We start from the raw sequence: 17768 nt of genomic DNA, 5'->3' as shown, positions 1-17768 counted from the left end.
CCCCGTGCAGCAGAACAACGAGGACAGGCCGACTCGGGCAGCAGATCCCGGTCAGCGGCTGATCGGCGAGGCCATCGAGCGGGGCAAGACCGCGCTCAGCGTGGCGGACCTGCTCGCCCGAGCGCTCCCCTCAGCGGCCCCGGCGACCCCCCGACCACCGGCGCGCACCGCCGCGGACGACGCACGGCCGCAAGACGCGGAGGAACTGGCCGCGGCCATCGCCGCCCTGGCCGGCCGCCACCTGGACGCAGAGGTGGGTCCGGAGACCGACTTCTTCGAGGCGGGCGGAACGTCCGTCGGGGCGGTGGAGCTGGTCGCGTCAGTGGCCCGCGAGCTCGGGGTGGAGCTCACTCTGGACGACGTGTTCGCCGACGCCCGGCCGCGGCGTCTCGCCGAGCGCTGGCTCGCCGCCACCGGAGTCGTTGACTCCAAGCGGCCCATGCCCGCGTCCCGCGCCGTACGTGCCCGTACCGGGGACGACGACCTCGACCTCATCCTGGCCGACCTGGCCCTCGTCGACGACCTGCCGTGGGCGGCTCCCCCGGAGCCCGTCGCGCCCCGCCGCGTGCTGCTGACCGGAGCGACGGGTTTCCTCGGCGGCCACATGCTCCTCGATCTGCTGCGGCACAGCGACGCGCACGTGTACTGCCTGGTGCGCGCCGGCGACGAGCCGGAAGGGCTCCAGCGCCTCGGTGCGGCGCTGGCCGGCTACTCGCTGCCGTGGTCCGCCGAGATCCGCAGGCGGGTGAGCGTCCTGCCGGGCGACCTCCGCAAGCCGAAACTCGGCCTGACGGACGATCGATGGAACGAGCTGGCCCAGGAGCTGGACGCGGTCGTGAGCGTAGGCGCGGCGGTGGACTTCCTGCGCGGCTACCCGTCGTTGCGACAGAGCAATGTGCTGGGAGCGCTCGCGCTGGCGGAACTGGCGGCGGCCGGACGACCCAAGCCGCTGCACCACATCTCGTCGATCGCGGTGTTCAACGAGGTCGGCATCGCCTCCATGGGTGAGGACGACCCCCTCGCGCACATCGACCGCCTCGTCGCCGGCTACGACAAGTCGAAGTGGGCCGCAGAGGCCGCACTGCGGCGGGCCCGTGATCACGGGCTGGTGGTCACGGTGCTGCGGCCGGGCGGTATCGGCGGGCACACCAAGACAGGCGCCTACAACGCCCAGGACCTCAGCAGCGGGCTGCTCTCGGCCTTCAGCCGGTTCCGCAGCGTCCCCGCGTTCCGCTATCTCAACGCCGCCCCCGTGGACTGGGTGAGCCGAGTGGCGGTGGCCGTCATCTGCGAGCCCAGCGCCTGGGGATACAACTACAACCTGACCGGCACACCGAACACCCTCGATGACGTCGTGCGGGACATGAGCCTGGGCGGCATGAATGTCCGGGTGCAGGACTGGGACGAGTGGCGAGCCGACACCCTGGCCCGTCTGGAGGCCGAGCCGATACCCGAACTCGACTTCCTGACAAGGGTGTTGCAGAGCCCCACGGCTCTGAAGCTGTGCGAAGCGACGCTGACGGGACCCGCGGCAACGGGCACGCGCACCGAGGCCTTCGTGGCCGCGCAGGGCCTCACACCCGCCGCACGGTACGACACCCAGGCACAGCTGAAGACGTTCGAGAGGCTGGCGCACGACGGTCTCGCCCGGCTGCCCGAGCGGACCGACACGCCGTACCTCTGGTTCCCCGAGACGATGGAGGGGAGCCTGGGTCCTGCGGGCCAACCCGCCGAGAGCGCCTGCACGCTGTCGCTGACCCTGTCGATCGCCGGCATGTACCAACTCATCCGCGAGCGTCGGGTCGACGTCGCAGGCGAGCTCCGCTGCTCTCTGATGCATGCGGATCCGCTCGTGGTGGAGCAAGGTGACATCTGGGTGCGGCCGCAGGAGGGGATCCCGGAGCGGCACGGCCTGCGTCATCCGCTGCTCAGGTACCGGCTGACGCTGCGCGACGCAGACGGGCAGCGCTGGTGGCTGGAGGGTCGGAAGTATGCCCGCGCCCGGCGTGATCTGTGGCGGCAGACGCGAGCACTGACCGTGGCGATCGGCCGTGCCGGCGAGCCCGCCCACCTGGCAGGTGAGGTCGTCGTGCCGGCCGACAGCTATCTGCGCGAACAGATCGACGGCATCCGTGTGAACCCGCGCCTGTCCCCCCAGGAGCAGCGGATCGCCAAGCTGACGTGGCTGCTCTGGTTCGGCCGGGAAATCGGCCTCGGACTGCTCGGCCCGTTCACCCGGGTGGGCGCGGACCTGCTCGACATACGCCGGAACCCGACACTGACGGAGCGCACGCGATGACTCTGCGACCGCTGTACGCACGCCTCGCGGAGGCACGCGTGGAAGAGATGCCGTTCGTCACCAAGGACGGGTTCAGGCTCGGCCTGACCCGGGTGGCGACCGACGACACCGACCGGCCCGCCGTACTGCTGCTGCACGGCCACACCGCCTCGTCCGACATGTTCCTGCTGCCCGAGACCCGCAACCTGGTCGAGGTACTGCTGGACGCGGGCTACGAGCCGTGGCTGCTGGACTGGCGCGGCAGCTGCCGCCTTCCCTACAACGAGACGGGGCGTCGGTACACCTATGACGACGTCGCCCTGTACGACATCCCCGAGGCCGTGGCGCGCATCCGGCAGCGGATCGGCACCCGGCCGCTGTTCGTGGTGGCGCACTGCATCGGCGCGCTCGCGCTGTCGATGAGCATGACCGCGGGCCTGGTGCCCGGGCTCGCCGGCGTGGTGACGCAGGGCGTGTTCCTGACGCCGAAGCTGGCCGGACGGACCTCGCTGCGCATGACGCTGGGCAGCGAGCTGCTGCGGTCCCGGATCGATCACGTACCCGTGGACTTCCGCAAGGTCGGCTTCCGGTCGCGTCACACACTGCTGTTCGCCCTGGCCTCCCGTAAGGCGACCTGTCCCGACCCCACCTGCCAGATCCTGCACAACTCGGCCTGGGGCATGGGGGCCTCGCTGTTCGTGCACGAGAATCTCTCGGCGGCCACGCACGACCGACTGGCTGAGCTGCTGGGCCCCGCACCTGTGTGGATCTGGCCGCATCTGCGGCGCATCGCACTGGCGCGCAGCGTCGTGCGCTGGCACCACGGCGACGACCGCTACCGCGCACTGCCGGAGAACGCCCTCGACGAGGCCTCTCGTATCGACTGCCCCGTCCTGCTGCTGTCCGGCAGCGAGAACGGGCTCTGGCTGAACTCCCAGGAGCTCTGCCACGAGGTGCTGACCGCCAGGCAGCCGCAGCTGGACGTGACCTACACCGAGGTCCCCGGCTACGGCCACCTCGACATGTTCATGGGTCGTGGCGCGGCGCTCGACGTGTTCGGACACATCCTCGACTTCCTCGGCAGGGCCGGTGACTGAGCGTCGGTGAACGGGGTTCCTCCACGGCTGGACGGCCGGCCGGCACCGCTGATGGTTCCTCTCGGCCGGCGTTCCGTCACCCCGTAGCGACCGCCTCACCCAGCATCCCGAGCGTGCGCGATCCGGCGCGACCGCTCCTCCCTCACTAGGAGTGCACTCCATGTCCACGACCGTTCCGCCCGGCAAGACGTCCGCGGTGGTGCCCGGGCCCGCGGGCTCGCCGCTGCTCGGCTCGATGCTCGAACTCAGGCGCGGCGCTCTCGATCTCTTCCTGGACGCGCGACGCGACTACGGCGACGTGGTCCGCTTCACCGCAGGCCCGCCCGGGCTGCGCAAGGAGATCTACGCGGTCTTCTCCGCCGAGGGCGCCCAGCAGGTGCTGGCGACCGAGGCGACCAACTTCCGCAAGGACAGCCGTTTCTACCAGGAGGTCCGGGAGACGGCCGGCAACAACCTGCTGACCAGTCAGGACGCCGTATATCAGCGGCAGCGCCGGCTGCTGCAGCCGCTGTTCACACGGCGCCGGGTCGACGGCTACGCCACGCAGATCGCCGAGGAGACCCAGGCACTGCTCACCGCCTGGCGCAACGCGCCGGACGACACGGTCGAACTGGTCGAGGACATGTCGCGGCTGACCCAGCGCATCACGGTCCGCATCCTCTTCGGTGCGGACTTCGAGGCCGCCCTCGATGTCGTGGCACGCTGCTTTCCGGTCGTCGGCGACTACATCCAGCGTCGCAGCTACTCGTTCGTCAGTGTGCCGCGGACCTGGCCGACGCCCATGAACCGCAGGGCCGCCGCTGCCACGGAAGAGCTGTACTCGGTGTGCGACCGGGTCATCGAGAAGCGGCGCGCGGGGGCGGATTCGTCGGCTGCGGAGGACATGATCACACTGCTGGTCCAAGCGCAGAACGCGGAGGACGGCAAGCTGGACGCATCGGAGGTCCGCGACCAGGCACTGGTGTTCCTGCTTGCCGGCACCGAGACGACGTCGACCTCGCTCGCCATGGCGTTGCACCTGCTGGCACGGCACCCCGAGGCACAGGAGCGCGCCCGCGAGGAAGTCCGGCGCGTGCTGGGGACCCGTGCGCCCGTCTCCTCCGACATGGACGAACTCCCGTACCTCAGCTGGGTGTTCAAGGAGGCGATGCGCCTCTACCCGGCTGGTGCCTTCGTCACGCGAAACGCAGTCGCCGCCACCGAGATCGACGGCTACACGATTCCCGCGGGAGCCGAGGTGCTGGTCTCGCCCTGGGTGACGCAGCGGCACCCGCGCTACTGGGACGAGCCGGAACGCTTCGACCCCGAGCGGTTCACGCCGGAGCAGGAGAAGGCCCGGCACCGCTATGCATGGTTCCCCTTCGGCGGCGGCCCGCGGGCGTGCATCGGCAGGCATCTGTCCATGCTGGAGTCGGTGATGGCTCTTGCGATGATCCTGCGGCAGTACGAACTGGACGCGGTGGACGAACACGTTCCCGTCACGTACGGGGTCACTCTTCGCACGGAGACCCCCGTCCGCTGCCGGCTGCGTCCCGCATAGCGCGGGTTCCCGTCCGTGCGCGTTCGAGGTCCGGCGCGCACGGAAAGTCCGACCGGAGGCCCGTCGGGTCTTCGGCAGCGGTACTCGGCCCGGCCGCGAGATCGCCGCGCCCGACGGTCTCGCGGGAGCGGCCGCACTCCACCCGAGGTGGAGTCGACCACCCGCCGTCTAGCAGGATCAGAGGTACCCATGCGTTGGGAGCAGCTTTACATCGCCGGAGTCGGCGCATACCTTCCCGAAGCGGTCGAGAAGGCCGAGACCGCCGTTGCCGCCGGCCTGTACGCCGCCGATGCGGCGGAGGCGAACGGAATCCGCGCGGTCCGGATCGCCCGGGCGGACGAGGCACCGCCGGTGATGGCGGCCGCGGCGGCACGCCAGGCGGTGGCCCGCTCGGGGTGCGAGGAGGCGCAGTTCGGGCTGGTGGTGCACGCCTGCCTCGGCCACCAGGGGCAGGAGTTCTGGCAGCCGGCCTCCTACGTCCAGGACAACTCGGTGGGCGGCAGCGGTGCGGTGGCCGAGGTGCGCCAGGGGTCCAACGGCTCGCTGACCGCCCTTGAGCTGGCGGCTTCCTGGGTGACCGCCCGCCCGGGCAGCGCCGCGCTGGTGACGGCGGGGGACTCCTTCCACCTGCCGTACTTCGACCGCTGGACCAGCGACGACTCCCAGGTCTTCGGCGACGGCGCGGGCGCCGTGGTGCTCACCTCCGGTACGGGCTTCGCCCGGGTGCGCTCCACCGCCACGCTCTCCGACGCCACGCTGGAGCCGATCTACCGCGGCACGGCGGGCTGGACGGCGGGACCGTTCCTGGACGGCCGGCCGGTGGACCTGCGGGAACGGAAGCTCGCCTATGCCGCCACGGTGGAGGAGGGGGCGGAAGGCACGATCATCGCGCGGATGGGCGGCAATCTCCTCGCCGTGGTCGAGACCGCGCTGCAGGACGCCGACGCCGAGCTCGCCGACATCGCGTACGTGCTTCACGCCAACACCGGCGCGCGTCTGGTGGAGAACGGCTTCTACAAGCTGCTCGGCATCGACGACACGAAGACCGTCTACGAGTGGGGGCGCGAGATCGGGCACATCGGCGCCGCCGACCAGCTGGTCAACCTGAACCACCTCGTCGAGAGCGGCCGGCCGGCCGCCGGTGACCTCGTGCTGGTCTTCGGGGTCGGTATCGGCTTCACCTGGAGCGCGGCGGTGCTGGAGATCCTGGACGTCCCGGCCTGGGCATGAGCCCGCACCGCGCCGCCGCCGGACCGCTGGATCGGCGGCGGCGCGGTGGTGTGGACTCACCGCACGGGGGTGAAGTCCCGGGCCCCGATGAAGTCCGGCCGGCGCACCGGCGCGGCGAACGGCTCCACCGCCGTGTTCTCCACGCTGTTGAACACGATGAAGACGTTGCTGCGCGGGAACGGCGTGATGTTGTCGCCGGAGCCGTGCATGCAGTTGCAGTCGAACCAGGTCGCCGAGCCGGCCCTGCCGGTGAACAGCCGGATGCCGTGCTCGCTTGCCAGCGCGGTCAGCGCCTCGTCGGACGGGGTGCCCGCGTCCTGCATCTGCAGGGACTTCTTGTAGTTGTCCTTGGGCGTGGCGCCGGCACAGCCCAGGAACGTCCGGTGCGAGCCCGGCATGATCATCAGGCCGCCGTTGGTGTCGTGGTTCTCGGTCAGCGCGATCGAGACGGACACCGTGCGCATGTTCGGCAGGCCGTCCTCGGCGTGCCAGGTCTCGAAGTCCGAGTGCCAGTAGAAGCCGCTCGCACCGAAGCCGGGCTTGACGTTGATCCGGGACTGGTGGACGTACACGTCCGAGCCGAGGATCTGCCGGGCCCGCCCGACCACCCGCGGATCGCGCACCAGGTTCGCGAACACCTCGCTGATCCGGTGCACTTCGAAGACCGAGCGGATCTCCTTGGACTTCGGCTCGACGATGGAGCGCTCGTCGGCGCGGATCGCCGGGTCGGAGACCAGCCGGTCCAGCTCACGCTTGTAGACCTCGACCTCGTCCGGGGTGATCAGCTGGTCGACGGCGAGGAACCCGTCACGCTCGTACGCCTGGAGGTCGGACGTCGGGATCGGGCCCGGCGTGTCCGGGGAGCCCCAGACGACCGGGTCCTGACGCGGGACGGTCACCTCGGTGGTGCCGCGGGTCGGGTAGAGATCCTTCACGGGGGCAGTGGTCATGGGTTCTCACACCTCCTCGGGCTCGGTGAGCAGCGGGTAGACGCCGTTCTCGTCGTGGTCCTCCCGTCCGGTCACGGGCGGGTTGAACACGCAGATGCAGTGGAAGTCCTCCTTGACGCGCAGGGTGTGCCGCTCGTGCCCGTCGAGGAGGTACATGGTGCCGGGGGTGATCGTGTACGTCTTCCCGGCCTCGTGGTCGGTGAGCTCGGCCTCGCCCCGGGTGCAGACGACGGCCTCGATGTGGTTGGCGTACCACATCGACGTCTCGGTCCCGGCGTACAGGACGGTCTCGTGCAGGGAGAAGCCGACCCGCTCCTTGGCGAGGACGATCCGCTTGCTCTCCCAGGTGCCGGACTTCGCCCTGACGTGCCGGTCGGTGCCTTCGATGTCCTTGAACGATCGGACGATCACAGTGGTGCAACTCCTAGGTGGTCATGCGGTTTCGCGGACGGCACGGGCGAGGATGCTCAGGCCCTCGTCCAGCTCGTCCGGGGTGATGGTGAGGGCGGGCAGCAGCTTGACGACCTCGCCCTCCGGGCCGGACGTCTCGATGAGCAGCCCCAGCTCGAAGGCCCGCCGCGCGACCCGCGACGCCCGGCCCTTGTCGTGGAACTCCATGCCCCACACCAGACCGCGCCCGCGGTACTCCTTCACATCGGCGAGGTTCTCCTCGGTGACGGCGATCAGCGCCTGCTCGACCTGCTCGCCACGGGCGCGGGTCTGCTTCTCCATGGCCGAGCCGTCGGTCCAGTACGCCTCCAGCGCGGCGGTGGCGGTGACGAAGGCCGGGTTGTTGCCGCGGAAGGTGCCGTTGTGCTCGCCCGGCTCCCAGACGTCCAGTTCCGGCTTGAACAGGCACAGCGACATGGGCAGCCCGTACCCGCCGATGGACTTGGAGACGGTGACGATGTCGGGGGTGATCCCGGCCTCCTCGAACGAGAAGAAGGCACCCGTGCGCCCGCAGCCCATCTGGATGTCGTCGACGATCAGCAGCATGTCCTGCCGCTCGCACAACTCCTTGAGGGCGCGCAGCCATTCGGGCCGGGCGACGTTGACGCCGCCCTCGCCCTGCACGGTCTCCACGATCACGGCGGCGGGCTTGTTGAGCCCGGAGCCCTGGTCCTCCAGGAGCCGCTCGAACCACAGGAAGTCCGGGACCGTGCCGTCGAAGTAGTTGTCGAACGGCATCGGCGTGCCGTGCACCAGCGGGATGCCGGCACCGGCCCGCTTGAAGGCGTTCCCGGTGACGGCGAGGGAGCCCAGGGACATCCCGTGAAAGGCGTTCGTGAAGGACACGATCGCCTCCCGCCCCTTCACCTTCCGGGCCAGCTTCAGCGCCGCCTCCACGGCGTTGGTCCCGGTCGGCCCCGGGAACATGACCTTGTACGGCAGGTCCCGCGGGCGCAGCACCAGATCCTGGAAGGTCTGCAGGAAGGACCGCTTGGCCGTGGTCGACATGTCCAGGCCGTGGGTCACCCCGTCCCGGGACAGATAGTCGATCAACGCCCGTTTGAGTACGGCGTTGTTGTGGCCGTAGTTGAGTGAGCCGGCACCGGCGAAGAAGTCGAGGTACGCATGACCGTCCTCGTCGTACATCCGGCTGCCCTGCGCCCGGTCGAAGACGGTGGGCCAGCCGCGGCAGTAGCTGCGCACCTCGGACTCGACGGTCTCGAAGACGCTGAGGTCGGGCTGGGTGATGGTCACGGTGAATCGCTCCTCAGTGGGCGGTGGTGTCGGTCAGCGGACCGATGCGGTAGAGGACTTCGGGGTCGTGCGGGCCGTCCGGGAACAGCTCGGCGGGGAACAGCACCGCACGCTCCAGGTGCGCCCCGTGCCGGGCGGCGAACGAGGTGAACAGCCGCTCGGAGGCGGTGTTGCCGGGCGTGATGGTGGTCTCCACGTCGGTGATGCCCTGCTCGTCGGCGAGTCGTGCGGTCAGCCCGTCCAGCAGCCGGGCGGCGATGCCGTGGCCCCGGTACGCGGAGTCGACGGCCACCTGCCAGACGAGCAGGGTGCGGGGGTGCTCCGGCCGCACATAGCCGGTGACGAAACCGACCGGCTCCCCGTCCGCACCGCGCGCCACCGCCGAGGTGCCGGCGAAGTCCCGGCACCACAGCAGATAGCTGTACGAGGAGTTCAGGTCGAGGGTTTTCGAGTCCTTGGCGAGACGCCAGAGCGCGGCTCCGTCGGTCACCGCCGGCTGGTCGATGAGCAGGTCTGCGGGTGCGGCAGTCATGCGGCACGAATTTAGCGAGGCGAATTAGGAAATGCACGGCCGCCGTCACTGTGCCGCGCAGAGGCCTCGGTGAAATGACCGAATTGACCCGCATCAAATCGGGACAAAAGTGCTGCGCTGTGGAGTGTGTCACAGCACAGAAACCGCCAGAAAACCGCCAGGAAACTTCCCCGTTTAGCCTTGCAAAAAGCGGGCAGAAGAAGACGGGAAGCTGTCGCCCAGAGAATTGGCGGGAATTGTGAAGCCCAATTGAATTCAGGCTCCGGCGGTGCCGTCGATTCGTTCACGCAGAATGTCGGCGTGCCCATTGTGCCGGGCGTACTCCTCGATGAGGTGGATCAGCACCCAGCGCACACTCACCTCGACGCCGGCCATCGGTCCGTCGGCGATCCGCCCGGTGTCCTCCAGAGCCCGCTCGGCAAGCAGCTCACGGCCGCGCGCGATCTCCCGCCGCCACGCATCCAGCGCCTCGTCGAGCCCCCGCCCCGGAGCGAGGGCGTACCCCGTCTCCTCCTCGAACACCGGCGGCACGTCCAGCCCGGCCACCACCCGCTGGAACCAGGTGCGCTCGACCTCGGCGAGGTGCTGGACGAGCCCGAGCAGCGTCAGCGACGACGGCTGCGCGGAGGCCTGCCGCACCTGCGCGTCGTCCAGCCCCCGGCACTTCAGCTCCAGCGTGGCCCGGTGAAAGTCGAGCCAGCTCTCCAGCGTGGGCAGCTCGGGTCCGGTCAGCAGGGGGATCGGCCGGCCGTCGGGGAGCGTGCGGGGTGCCTCGGGTGTGCCGTCGCTGCGGGGGGTCTGTCGCATGGTCATGGGCGAAAGGGTGACACGGAGCACTGACATCCGAACCCGCAAGCAACCGGCGGGTCCGGGGGCGGAGCCCCCGCACCGGACCCCGCTCGTGTCGACCGGCCGGCACCGCTCGTCACGGCCGGCCTGAGCCGAACGACACCCCCTGGCGCTGCACGCCGAGCGCCGTCCCGAGCGCCGTCAGGCACCTGTCCACGGTCTCCGCGGAAGCGTCCGGGCCGTAATGGTTGACCCGGATCATCTCCTTGGCCAGCGCACCACCGCCGGCGGCGATCGGCAGCGTCGGGTCGTCGGTCAGGGCCCGCGCCACCACCTCCGACGCCACCACCCCCGGCGGCACCCGAAGCGTCGTGGCGACCGGTGCCGCATCCGAGGCCTCGGACACATACGGCTCAAGGCCCCCGCCCAGGGACACCGCACCCGCCCGCGTGGCCAGCGCAGCGCTCCGGTGCCGGTCCATCACCACATCCAGCCCCACCGACTCGATCCGCTCCAGACACGCCTCCAGCGCCAGCATCTCCAGCTGTGCCGGAGCATGCGGCAGCACGGCGCGCCCGGCGTCGGTCCAGCGCTCCTTCCAGTCCAGCAGGGACAGATAGGACCGGCGCGGAGCGTTCGGGTTGGCCGCCATCCGGGCCCAGGCCCGCTCGCTCACCGAGATCGCCGACACACCCGCCGGACCGCCCATCGCCTTCTGCGCGCCGATCACGCACAGATCCACGCCCCACGCGTCCGGCAGCACCGGCTCCGCGCCCACGGAGGCGACCGCGTCCAGATAGAACAGCGCGCCCTGCTCCCGTACCGCCTCGGCGATCTCCGCGACCGGGTTGGTGTTGCCGGTCGCCGCCTCCGCGTGCACCAGCGAGACGAAGTCGATCTGCGGATGCTCGGCGAACGCCTCCCGGATCTGCTCGGCGGTCACGGCCGTGTGGAAGGGCACCGACAGGTCGTACACCGTCGCACCGCAGTCCCGGAGCCAGTTCCCGAACGTCTGCCCGTACGGGCCGGTGATCACGTTCAGGGCCACCGTGCCCGGACCGGCCGCCGCCCGGATCGCGCCCTCCAGCGGCAGCAGCGCCTCCCCCTGCGTGATCAGCACGTCCTGCCGGGTGCCCAGCAGCCGGGCGACGGCGTCCTCGATGGCGGCGAAGCGCTCGGCGCTGAGCGGGGGCAGATCGAGGAAGGGGTGGCTCACGGTGCTGCTCTCTTCGTTGCTCACGGAGGTCGACTCGTCCGATCTTAGGTGCAACGGTTCCGTAACCATCGGTTTGATTTGAGAGACTCAAACTCTTCCTTATAATCGGAACTCACCGTTCCCCCACAGAGAAGATCCCCCATGAAAACGTTCCTCGGACGCCGGACCCGCCTCCTGGCTGCCACCACCGCCACCGCCGGTCTGGTGCTCGTGGCCGCCGGCTGCTCCTCGAACGGCAACGGGGGGAGCGGCGGCGCCACCGTCAAGGGTGTGCACGTCGTCAAGGCCGGTCGGCTGACCACCTGCACCCACCTGCCCTACCCGCCGTTCCAGTCGGAGATCAACGGCAAGGTGCAGGGATTCGACGTCTCCCTCATCGACCTCGTCGCCAAGAATTTGGGCGTCGAGCAGCAGATCGTCGACACGCCGTTCGAGAACTTCAAGACCGGCGCCTTCCTGAACTCCGGCCAGTGCGACCTGGCCGCCGCCGGCATGACCATCACCGCCGAGCGCAAGAAGAACGTCGACTTCTCCGACCCGTACTTCGAGGCCACTCAGGCCGTCCTGGTCGACAAGAACAGCGGCGTCAACTCCCTGGCGGACGTCAAGGCCAAGGGCAAGAAGCTCGGTGCCCAGGCGCAGACCACCGGCGAGGACTACGTCAAGAGCAAGGGCTACGACCCGATCTCCTTCGAGTCCTCCGACGCGGTCCTCAACGGCCTGCGCACCGGCCAGGTCCAGGCCGTCGTCATCGACTACCCGGTCGTCCAGGGCTGGCTGAAGGACAAGGCCAACGCGGACAAGTTCAAGGTCGTCGACAACCTCAAGACCGGTGAGCAGTACGGCTTCACGGTCAAGAAGGGCAACACGGCGCTGCGCGAGGCCATCAACAAGGCCCTCAAGCAGGCCAAGGCGGACGGCACCTACAAGAAGCTCTACGAGCAGTGGATCGGCCCCTACAACGCCTCCGTGGCCTCTCCCGCCGCCTCATGACCGACGCGGACGTACGACTCCAGCCGAAGAAGAAGGGGCTGACGCGGCGTCAGAGGCGTCGGCTGTCCCGCGGCGTGCAGTACGTCGTCTTCGTCGCCGCCGTGATCGCCATAGCGGTCACGGCGGACTGGGGGCGGCTGCAGAACCAGTTCGCGCAGGGCGCCATCGCCCGGCAGATGTGGCCGGACGTCATCACCCTGGCGCTGAAGAACACCGTGCTGTTCACGGTGTCCGGCTTCGTCCTCGGACTGGTGCTCGGCCTGGTCATCGCGCTGATGCGGCTGTCCTCCGTCGGACCGTACCGCTGGCTGGCCGGCATCTACATCGAGGTCTTCCGCGGTCTGCCCGCCCTGCTGATCTTCGTCTTCATCGCGGTGGCCGTGCCGCTGGCCTTCCCCGGCACGGAGATCCCGGGCGGAACCTACGGCAAGGGCGCCCTCGGTCTGGGTCTCATCGGCGCCGCCTACATGGCGGAGACGTTCCGCGCCGGTATCCAGGCGGTGCCCAAGGGGCAGATGGAGGCGGCCCGTTCACTGGGCTTCTCGCCGGCCAGGGCCATGGTCTCCATCATCATCCCGCAGGCGTTCCGGATCATCCTTCCGCCGCTCACCAACGAGCTGATCATGCTCTTCAAGGACTCCTCGCTGGTGCTGCTGCTCGGCGTGACCCTGGAGGAGCGCGAACTGTCCAAGTTCGGCAGGGACCTGGCCAGTACGACCGCCAACTCCACGCCGATCCTGGTCGCGGGCCTGTGCTACCTGCTGGTCACCATTCCGCTCGGCTTCGTCGCCCGCCGGCTGGAGGCCAGGGCCCAGGAGGAGATCAAGTGACCCGCCCCGAGATCCGCGTACGGGACCTGCACAAGTCCTTCGGCGACAACCACGTCCTGCGCGGCATCGACCTGGAGATCGGCCAGGGCGAGGTCGTCTGTGTCATCGGCCCCTCCGGCTCCGGCAAGTCCACGCTGCTGCGGTGTGTGAACCTGCTGGAGGAGCCCAGCAAGGGCCAGGTCTTCGTCGGCGACACCGAGATCACCGACCCGGACGTCGACATCGACGCCGTACGCCGCCGGATCGGCATGGTCTTCCAGCAGTTCAACCTCTTCCCGCACCTGAGCGTCACCGAGAACCTCACACTGCCCCAGCGCAGGGTCCTCGGGAGGGACAAGGCGACGGCCGCGAAGACCGCCGCCGAGAACCTGGCCCGGGTCGGCCTCTCGGAGAAGGCGGACGCCTACCCCTCCTCCCTCTCCGGCGGCCAGCAGCAGCGCGTGGCCATCGCCCGCGCGCTCGCCATGGGCCCCGAGGTGATGCTCTTCGACGAGCCCACCTCGGCCCTCGACCCGGAGCTGGTCGGGGACGTCCTCGCGGTGATGCGCAGGCTCGCCGAGGAGGGCATGACAATGATGGTCGTCACCCACGAGATGACTTTCGCCCGCGAGGTCGCCGACCGGGTCGTCTTCATGGACGGCGGCGTGGTCGTCGAGGACGGCAGCCCCGAGCGGGTCATCGGCGACCCGCAGCACGAGCGCACCCGCCACTTCCTGTCCCGGCTGCTCGACCCGGCCATGGCCGAGGTGGAGGAGGAGAGCTCCGACCAGGTGGGGAAGGAGCAGCCTTAGGCCGTTAGGGTGCGGTGCATGAGCGATGGCGCGGTGCTGCACGTGAAGGGCCGGGTTCTGGCCGGGCCGGACGACGTCCGTGACGAGCTGTGGGTGGTCGGGGGCCGGGTGTCCTACGACCGCCCCGCCGGGGCACGTGACATCCGTACCGTCGAGGGCTGGACGCTGCCCGGCCTGGTCGACGCGCACTGCCATGTGGGCCTCGGCGCGGACGGCCCGGTCGACGCGGACACCGCCGAGAAGCAGGCGCTCACCGACCGCGAGGCCGGCACCCTGCTGATCCGGGACGCGGGCTCGCCCTCCGACACCCGCTGGGTCGACGACCGCGAGGACCTGCCGAAGATCATCCGGGCCGGCCGGCACATCGCCCGTACCCGCCGCTACATCCGCAACTACGCCTGGGAGATCGAACCGGACGACCTGGTCGCGTACGTCGCCCAGGAGGCCCGGCGCGGCGACGGCTGGGTCAAGCTGGTCGGCGACTGGATCGACCGCGACCTCGGCGACCTCGCGCCCTGCTGGCCGCGCGAGGCGGTTCAGGCCGCCATCGCCGAGGCCCACCGGCTCGGCGCCCGCGTCACCGCGCACTGCTTCGCCGAGAGCTCCCTGCGGGACCTGGTCGAGGCGGGCATCGACTGCATCGAGCACGCGACCGGCCTGACCGACGACCTGATCCCGCTGTTCGCCGAGCGCGGCGTCGCGATCGTCCCGACCCTCGTCAACATCGCCACCTTCCCGCGGCTCGCGGCCGGCGGCGACACCCGGTTCCCGCGCTGGTCCGCGCACATGCGCCGGCTGCACGAGCGCCGCTACGACACCGTGCGCGGCGCCTACGACGCCGGGATCCCGGTGTACGTCGGCACGGACGCCGGCGGCTCGCTGGCCCACGGCCTGGTCGCGGCCGAGGTGGCGGAGCTGGTCACCGCCGGCATCCCGGCCGTGGACGCCGTCTCGGCGACGAGCTGGGGCGCCCGCGCCTGGCTCGGCCGCCCCGGCCTGGACGAGGGCGCACCGGCCGACCTGGTGGTGTACGAGGGCGATCCGCGGGCGGACGTACGGGTGCTGGCGGCGCCGCGCCGCGTGGTGCTGAACGGGCGGATCGTGCAGTAGGGGAACGCCTGTGCCCCGTGATTCGAAGAGGTGTGCCGGGTATCCACGTTCGGGTGAAGTAGTGCGAGATCGCTGACCGTTCACCCACAGGGCGTACAGGGTTGACGGGTCCCAAGCACGTTTCCTCTGGGGGTCCCACCGCCTTGAACAGCATCAACTTCCGCATGCCCGCACGCCGTGTCGCGACTGTCGCGACGGTCACCGCCCTGGCCGCCGGTCCCGCGGTCCTGGGCGCGGGCGCCGCGCACGCGACCACCGACCACGGTCGCGCCTCCGCCGTCGTCCTGCGCACCGGGCTCGACGTCTCCCTGCTCAACAAGACCGTCGACGTCCCGCTCGCGGTCTCCCTCAACGAGGTCCAGGCACCGCAGAGCGCCGACAGGACCACGCTGTCCGCCCGGCTCGACGGCGTGGCCGGCGGCAAGCCGTTCACGGTCCTCGGCGCCGACGTCGCCTCCGCGAAGGCCACCGCGAGCGCGCAGCGCGCCGAGGGCTCGGTCCGGCTCGTCGACGCCCGGCTGCACGTCCCCGGCCTGCCCCTGCTGTCCCTGATCGAGGTCGGCACGGTCACCGCCAAGGCGACCTGTGAGGCCGGCCGGGCACCGGTCGCCTCGGCGAACGTCCTCGGCGGTGTCACCGTCCTCGGCAAGCGCGTCACGCTCACCGCCGGCGGTCCGACCGTGGTGAAGGTGCCCGGCGTCGGAGAGGTCCGCCTCGACCTCGCCCAGCAGCGCACCACGACCCGCACCGCTGCCGCCACTGCCCTCGAACTCAAGGTGTCCGTCAACCCCTTGAAGCTCAACGTGGCCGACGTCGAGGGCACCGTCACGCTGGCCAAGGCCACCTGCGAGACCCCGACGGCCCCGCGCCCGGTGCCGAGCCACGACCCGGCCGCGGGCCCGAAGTCCCAGGACGCGCCCGCGCGGCCCGACATCGCCTCCGACGTGAAGCCCCAGGGAGGCGCGGCGAAGACCGACCTCGCCGAGACCGGCGGCAGTTCCGCCACCCCGTACATCGCCGGCGGCGCGCTCGCCCTGGTGCTGGCCGGCGGGGGAGCGGTGACGGCGGCCCGCCGCCGCAGGGGCTGACGCCCCGCACCGCTGACAGGGCGGCGGCGTCCCACCCGCCGCCCCGCTCGGCCGTCATGCCGGGTAGGGCGCCGCTTCCCGGCCCGACCGGAGCGTGCCCGCCCACCAGGACAGCTGGTCGAACAGGGTCTTGGCGTAGCCCTCGGCCGCGCTGTCCAGCGGCCGGCCGTCCTGCCACGCGGTGAAGTAGTTCGGGAAGGCGAGACCGTCCCGGATGGTCACCGCGTGCAGTTCGGTCAGCACGTTCTCCAGGTGCAGCACGGCATGCCGGCCACCGGCCGCACCGCCGTAGCTGACGAAGGCGACCGGCTTCGCCGTCCACTGGGTGAAGTGCCAGTCGATGGCCGCCTTCAGGGAGGCGGGGTAGCTGTGGTTGTACTCCGGAGTGACGACGACGAACGCGTCGGCCTCCGCCAGCGCCGAGGTCAGCCGGGCCATCCCGGCCGGCCGCGGGTAGGCGTCACCGGCGAACTTCGGCGACTCGGCGGGCAGCGCCAACGGGATGTCGATGTCGGCCAGATCGATGACGTCGACCTCGAACCCCCCGTGCCGCCGCGCCTGTTCGGCCACCCACGACCCGACGACCGGCCCGAACCGGCCCTCCCGGACGCTCCCGACGACGACCAGCAACTTGTGTGTCTGCGTGTTCTCCATGCCCACCACGATCGGGTCGCCCGGCACCCCACAGCCAGACCGTGCTCAGGCTGGCCCCCGCAGGGCCACCCTGAGCACTCGGCGACCGTCGGACCGCCGGTCTATCCTCGCGCCATGGGCACACCACTGGGGGATTTCGTCCGGGCCAAGCGCGACAGCACCCAGCCGGCGACACTGGGCCTGCCGGAGCGCGGCCGCCGCCGCTCGCCGGGCCTGCGCCGACTGGACCTCGCCGCACGGGCCGGCATCAGCGTCGAGTACCTGACCCGCATCGAACAGGGCCGCGACCGCAACCCCTCGGTGTCCGTGGTGAACGCGCTCGCCGACGCGCTCAGCCTCGACGCCGCCGAGCGCACCCATCTGCGTTACCTCGCGAAGATCACCGGCGGCGCGTGCACCGCCCACACCCGCCCGGCCCCGCCCCGCCGGGACGTCCGCCCCTCCCTGCTGCAGACGCTCCGCCTGCTGGAACCGGGCATCGCCGTCGTCACCAACCGCCTCGGCGACATCCTCGCCCGCACCAGCGGCTACGAGCTGGTGACCGGCGGCACCGGACTGCTCGACGCCGAGAACCCGAACCTGACCCGATACGTCTTCACCGATCCCCGGGCGCGGACGTTCTTCGCCGACTGGGACGAGGTCGCCGACGAGCAGGCCTTCGACCTGTGGCTCGGTCCGTCGGCCGAGAACTCGGAATGGCTCAGCACGGAACTCGCCCCCGTCGCCGGGCCGGAGTTCACCCGCCGTCTGAACCGCCATGTGGTGCCGCAGCGGGGCGTGCTCCGGCTGAACCACCCCACAGGCTGCGAACTCCGCCTCACCCGCGAGACCCTGGACGCATCGGCGGAGGCCCAGCAGCTCGTGGTGTACCTGCCGGCGGACGACGAGACGGCACAGGCCCTGGCCGGACTCCGGGCACATACGAGGGGCAGGCTCAGGGCGATCTCCTGACGGCGCTACCCAGCC

17 protein-coding genes are annotated in these 17768 nt (G+C 70.6%); 10 read left to right on the top strand and 7 right to left on the bottom strand.

Going from position 1 to position 17768, the window contains the following annotated elements; genetic code table 11:
• Positions 1 to 4: 4 nt before the first annotated feature.
• From ACZ41I_RS21055 to ACZ41I_RS21040, 4 genes are all read left to right on the top strand, one after another.
• A complete protein-coding gene (locus ACZ41I_RS21055; protein ID WP_468319984.1) occupies positions 5 to 2299 on the top strand; it encodes a thioester reductase domain-containing protein in 2295 nt (764 codons plus the stop codon).
• Positions 2296 to 3375: an alpha/beta hydrolase gene (locus tag ACZ41I_RS21050; RefSeq protein WP_363214936.1), complete on the top strand. Its 1080-nt coding sequence runs from the start codon at positions 2296 to 2298 to the stop codon at positions 3373 to 3375. The genes ACZ41I_RS21055 and ACZ41I_RS21050 overlap by 4 nt, the downstream gene beginning before the upstream one ends.
• A 160-nt stretch (positions 3376 to 3535) precedes the next feature.
• Complete coding sequence (locus ACZ41I_RS21045; RefSeq protein ID WP_399770358.1) at positions 3536 to 4915, top strand: cytochrome P450; 1380 nt, start codon at positions 3536 to 3538, stop codon at positions 4913 to 4915.
• 189 nt (positions 4916 to 5104) lie between these two features.
• A complete protein-coding gene (locus ACZ41I_RS21040) occupies positions 5105 to 6145 on the top strand; it encodes a ketoacyl-ACP synthase III family protein (RefSeq protein ID WP_468514773.1) in 1041 nt (346 codons plus the stop codon).
• A gap of 56 nt (positions 6146 to 6201) precedes the next feature.
• Here ACZ41I_RS21040 and thpD read toward each other — a convergent pair whose 3' ends face one another.
• The 6 genes from thpD to ACZ41I_RS21010 form a co-directional block, all read right to left on the bottom strand.
• A complete protein-coding gene (gene thpD / locus ACZ41I_RS21035) occupies positions 6202 to 7095 on the bottom strand; it encodes an ectoine hydroxylase (RefSeq protein ID WP_363214933.1) in 894 nt (297 codons plus the stop codon).
• Positions 7096 to 7101: 6 nt separating this feature from the next.
• Positions 7102 to 7506 carry an ectoine synthase gene (locus tag ACZ41I_RS21030; RefSeq protein WP_399770362.1) on the bottom strand — a complete coding sequence of 135 codons (405 nt, stop codon included), beginning with the start codon at positions 7504 to 7506 and terminating at the stop codon, positions 7102 to 7104.
• A gap of 21 nt (positions 7507 to 7527) precedes the next feature.
• Positions 7528 to 8799, bottom strand: coding sequence for a diaminobutyrate--2-oxoglutarate transaminase (gene ectB / locus ACZ41I_RS21025; protein ID WP_363214931.1), 1272 nt, complete (start codon positions 8797 to 8799; stop codon positions 7528 to 7530).
• A gap of 13 nt (positions 8800 to 8812) precedes the next feature.
• The gene (ectA, locus tag ACZ41I_RS21020) at positions 8813 to 9331 is read right to left on the bottom strand and encodes a diaminobutyrate acetyltransferase (RefSeq protein WP_363214930.1); all 519 of its coding nucleotides are present in this window, start codon (positions 9329 to 9331) and stop codon (positions 8813 to 8815) included.
• 255 nt (positions 9332 to 9586) lie between these two features.
• A complete protein-coding gene (locus ACZ41I_RS21015; RefSeq protein WP_468319979.1) occupies positions 9587 to 10144 on the bottom strand; it encodes a DinB family protein in 558 nt (185 codons plus the stop codon).
• A gap of 112 nt (positions 10145 to 10256) precedes the next feature.
• Positions 10257 to 11336 (bottom strand): pyridoxal-phosphate-dependent aminotransferase family protein, encoded by a 1080-nt coding sequence (locus ACZ41I_RS21010; protein ID WP_468514901.1) that lies wholly within the window; start codon positions 11334 to 11336, stop codon positions 10257 to 10259.
• 141 nt (positions 11337 to 11477) lie between these two features.
• Here ACZ41I_RS21010 and ACZ41I_RS21005 point away from each other — a divergent pair, with 141 nt between their 5' ends.
• The 5 genes from ACZ41I_RS21005 (at position 11478) to ACZ41I_RS20985 (ending at position 16148) form a co-directional block, all read left to right on the top strand.
• Positions 11478 to 12329, top strand: a complete 852-nt coding sequence (locus ACZ41I_RS21005; protein ID WP_468514772.1) for a transporter substrate-binding domain-containing protein — start codon at positions 11478 to 11480, stop codon at positions 12327 to 12329.
• Positions 12326 to 13159 (top strand): amino acid ABC transporter permease, encoded by an 834-nt coding sequence (locus tag ACZ41I_RS21000; RefSeq protein WP_399770367.1) that lies wholly within the window; start codon positions 12326 to 12328, stop codon positions 13157 to 13159. Before ACZ41I_RS21005 ends, ACZ41I_RS21000 begins: the two co-directional genes overlap by 4 nt.
• Entirely contained in the window at positions 13156 to 13950 is a 795-nt protein-coding gene (locus tag ACZ41I_RS20995) for an amino acid ABC transporter ATP-binding protein (RefSeq protein ID WP_399770370.1), read from the top strand. Before ACZ41I_RS21000 ends, ACZ41I_RS20995 begins: the two co-directional genes overlap by 4 nt.
• A gap of 18 nt (positions 13951 to 13968) precedes the next feature.
• Positions 13969 to 15060, top strand: a complete 1092-nt coding sequence (locus ACZ41I_RS20990) for an amidohydrolase family protein (protein WP_363214925.1) — start codon at positions 13969 to 13971, stop codon at positions 15058 to 15060.
• A gap of 143 nt (positions 15061 to 15203) precedes the next feature.
• Complete coding sequence (locus ACZ41I_RS20985; protein WP_468514771.1) at positions 15204 to 16148, top strand: SCO1860 family LAETG-anchored protein; 945 nt, start codon at positions 15204 to 15206, stop codon at positions 16146 to 16148.
• A 54-nt stretch (positions 16149 to 16202) separates the two neighbouring features.
• Here ACZ41I_RS20985 and ACZ41I_RS20980 read toward each other — a convergent pair whose 3' ends face one another.
• On the bottom strand, positions 16203 to 16802 hold the full coding sequence (locus tag ACZ41I_RS20980; protein WP_363214923.1) for an NADPH-dependent FMN reductase: 600 nt from the start codon (positions 16800 to 16802) through the stop codon (positions 16203 to 16205).
• A gap of 114 nt (positions 16803 to 16916) precedes the next feature.
• Here ACZ41I_RS20980 and ACZ41I_RS20975 point away from each other — a divergent pair, with 114 nt between their 5' ends.
• Positions 16917 to 17753, top strand: a complete 837-nt coding sequence (locus ACZ41I_RS20975) for a helix-turn-helix domain-containing protein (protein ID WP_399770376.1) — start codon at positions 16917 to 16919, stop codon at positions 17751 to 17753.
• Positions 17754 to 17768 lie beyond the last annotated feature (15 nt).

The sequence above is a fragment of the Streptomyces sp. NPDC030799 genome (assembly GCF_055572255.1).
Note: the sequence above shows the minus strand (reverse complement) of the source record. Positions and strands in the feature narration are given on the sequence as shown.

Coding starts and splice junctions, on each gene's coding strand:
- ACZ41I_RS21050 (WP_363214936.1), top strand. CDS start 2,296: ATGACTCTGCGACCGCTGTACGCACGCCTCGCGGAGGCACGCGTGGAA.
- thpD (WP_363214933.1), bottom strand. CDS start 7,095: ATGACCACTGCCCCCGTGAAGGATCTCTACCCGACCCGCGGCACCACC.
- ACZ41I_RS21040 (WP_468514773.1), top strand. CDS start 5,105: ATGCGTTGGGAGCAGCTTTACATCGCCGGAGTCGGCGCATACCTTCCC.
- ectA (WP_363214930.1), bottom strand. CDS start 9,331: ATGACTGCCGCACCCGCAGACCTGCTCATCGACCAGCCGGCGGTGACC.
- ACZ41I_RS20980 (WP_363214923.1), bottom strand. CDS start 16,802: ATGGAGAACACGCAGACACACAAGTTGCTGGTCGTCGTCGGGAGCGTC.
- ACZ41I_RS21015 (WP_468319979.1), bottom strand. CDS start 10,144: ATGACCATGCGACAGACCCCCCGCAGCGACGGCACACCCGAGGCACCC.
- ACZ41I_RS20975 (WP_399770376.1), top strand. CDS start 16,917: ATGGGCACACCACTGGGGGATTTCGTCCGGGCCAAGCGCGACAGCACC.
- ACZ41I_RS20990 (WP_363214925.1), top strand. CDS start 13,969: ATGAGCGATGGCGCGGTGCTGCACGTGAAGGGCCGGGTTCTGGCCGGG.
- ACZ41I_RS21000 (WP_399770367.1), top strand. CDS start 12,326: ATGACCGACGCGGACGTACGACTCCAGCCGAAGAAGAAGGGGCTGACG.
- ACZ41I_RS21045 (WP_399770358.1), top strand. CDS start 3,536: ATGTCCACGACCGTTCCGCCCGGCAAGACGTCCGCGGTGGTGCCCGGG.
- ACZ41I_RS21005 (WP_468514772.1), top strand. CDS start 11,478: ATGAAAACGTTCCTCGGACGCCGGACCCGCCTCCTGGCTGCCACCACC.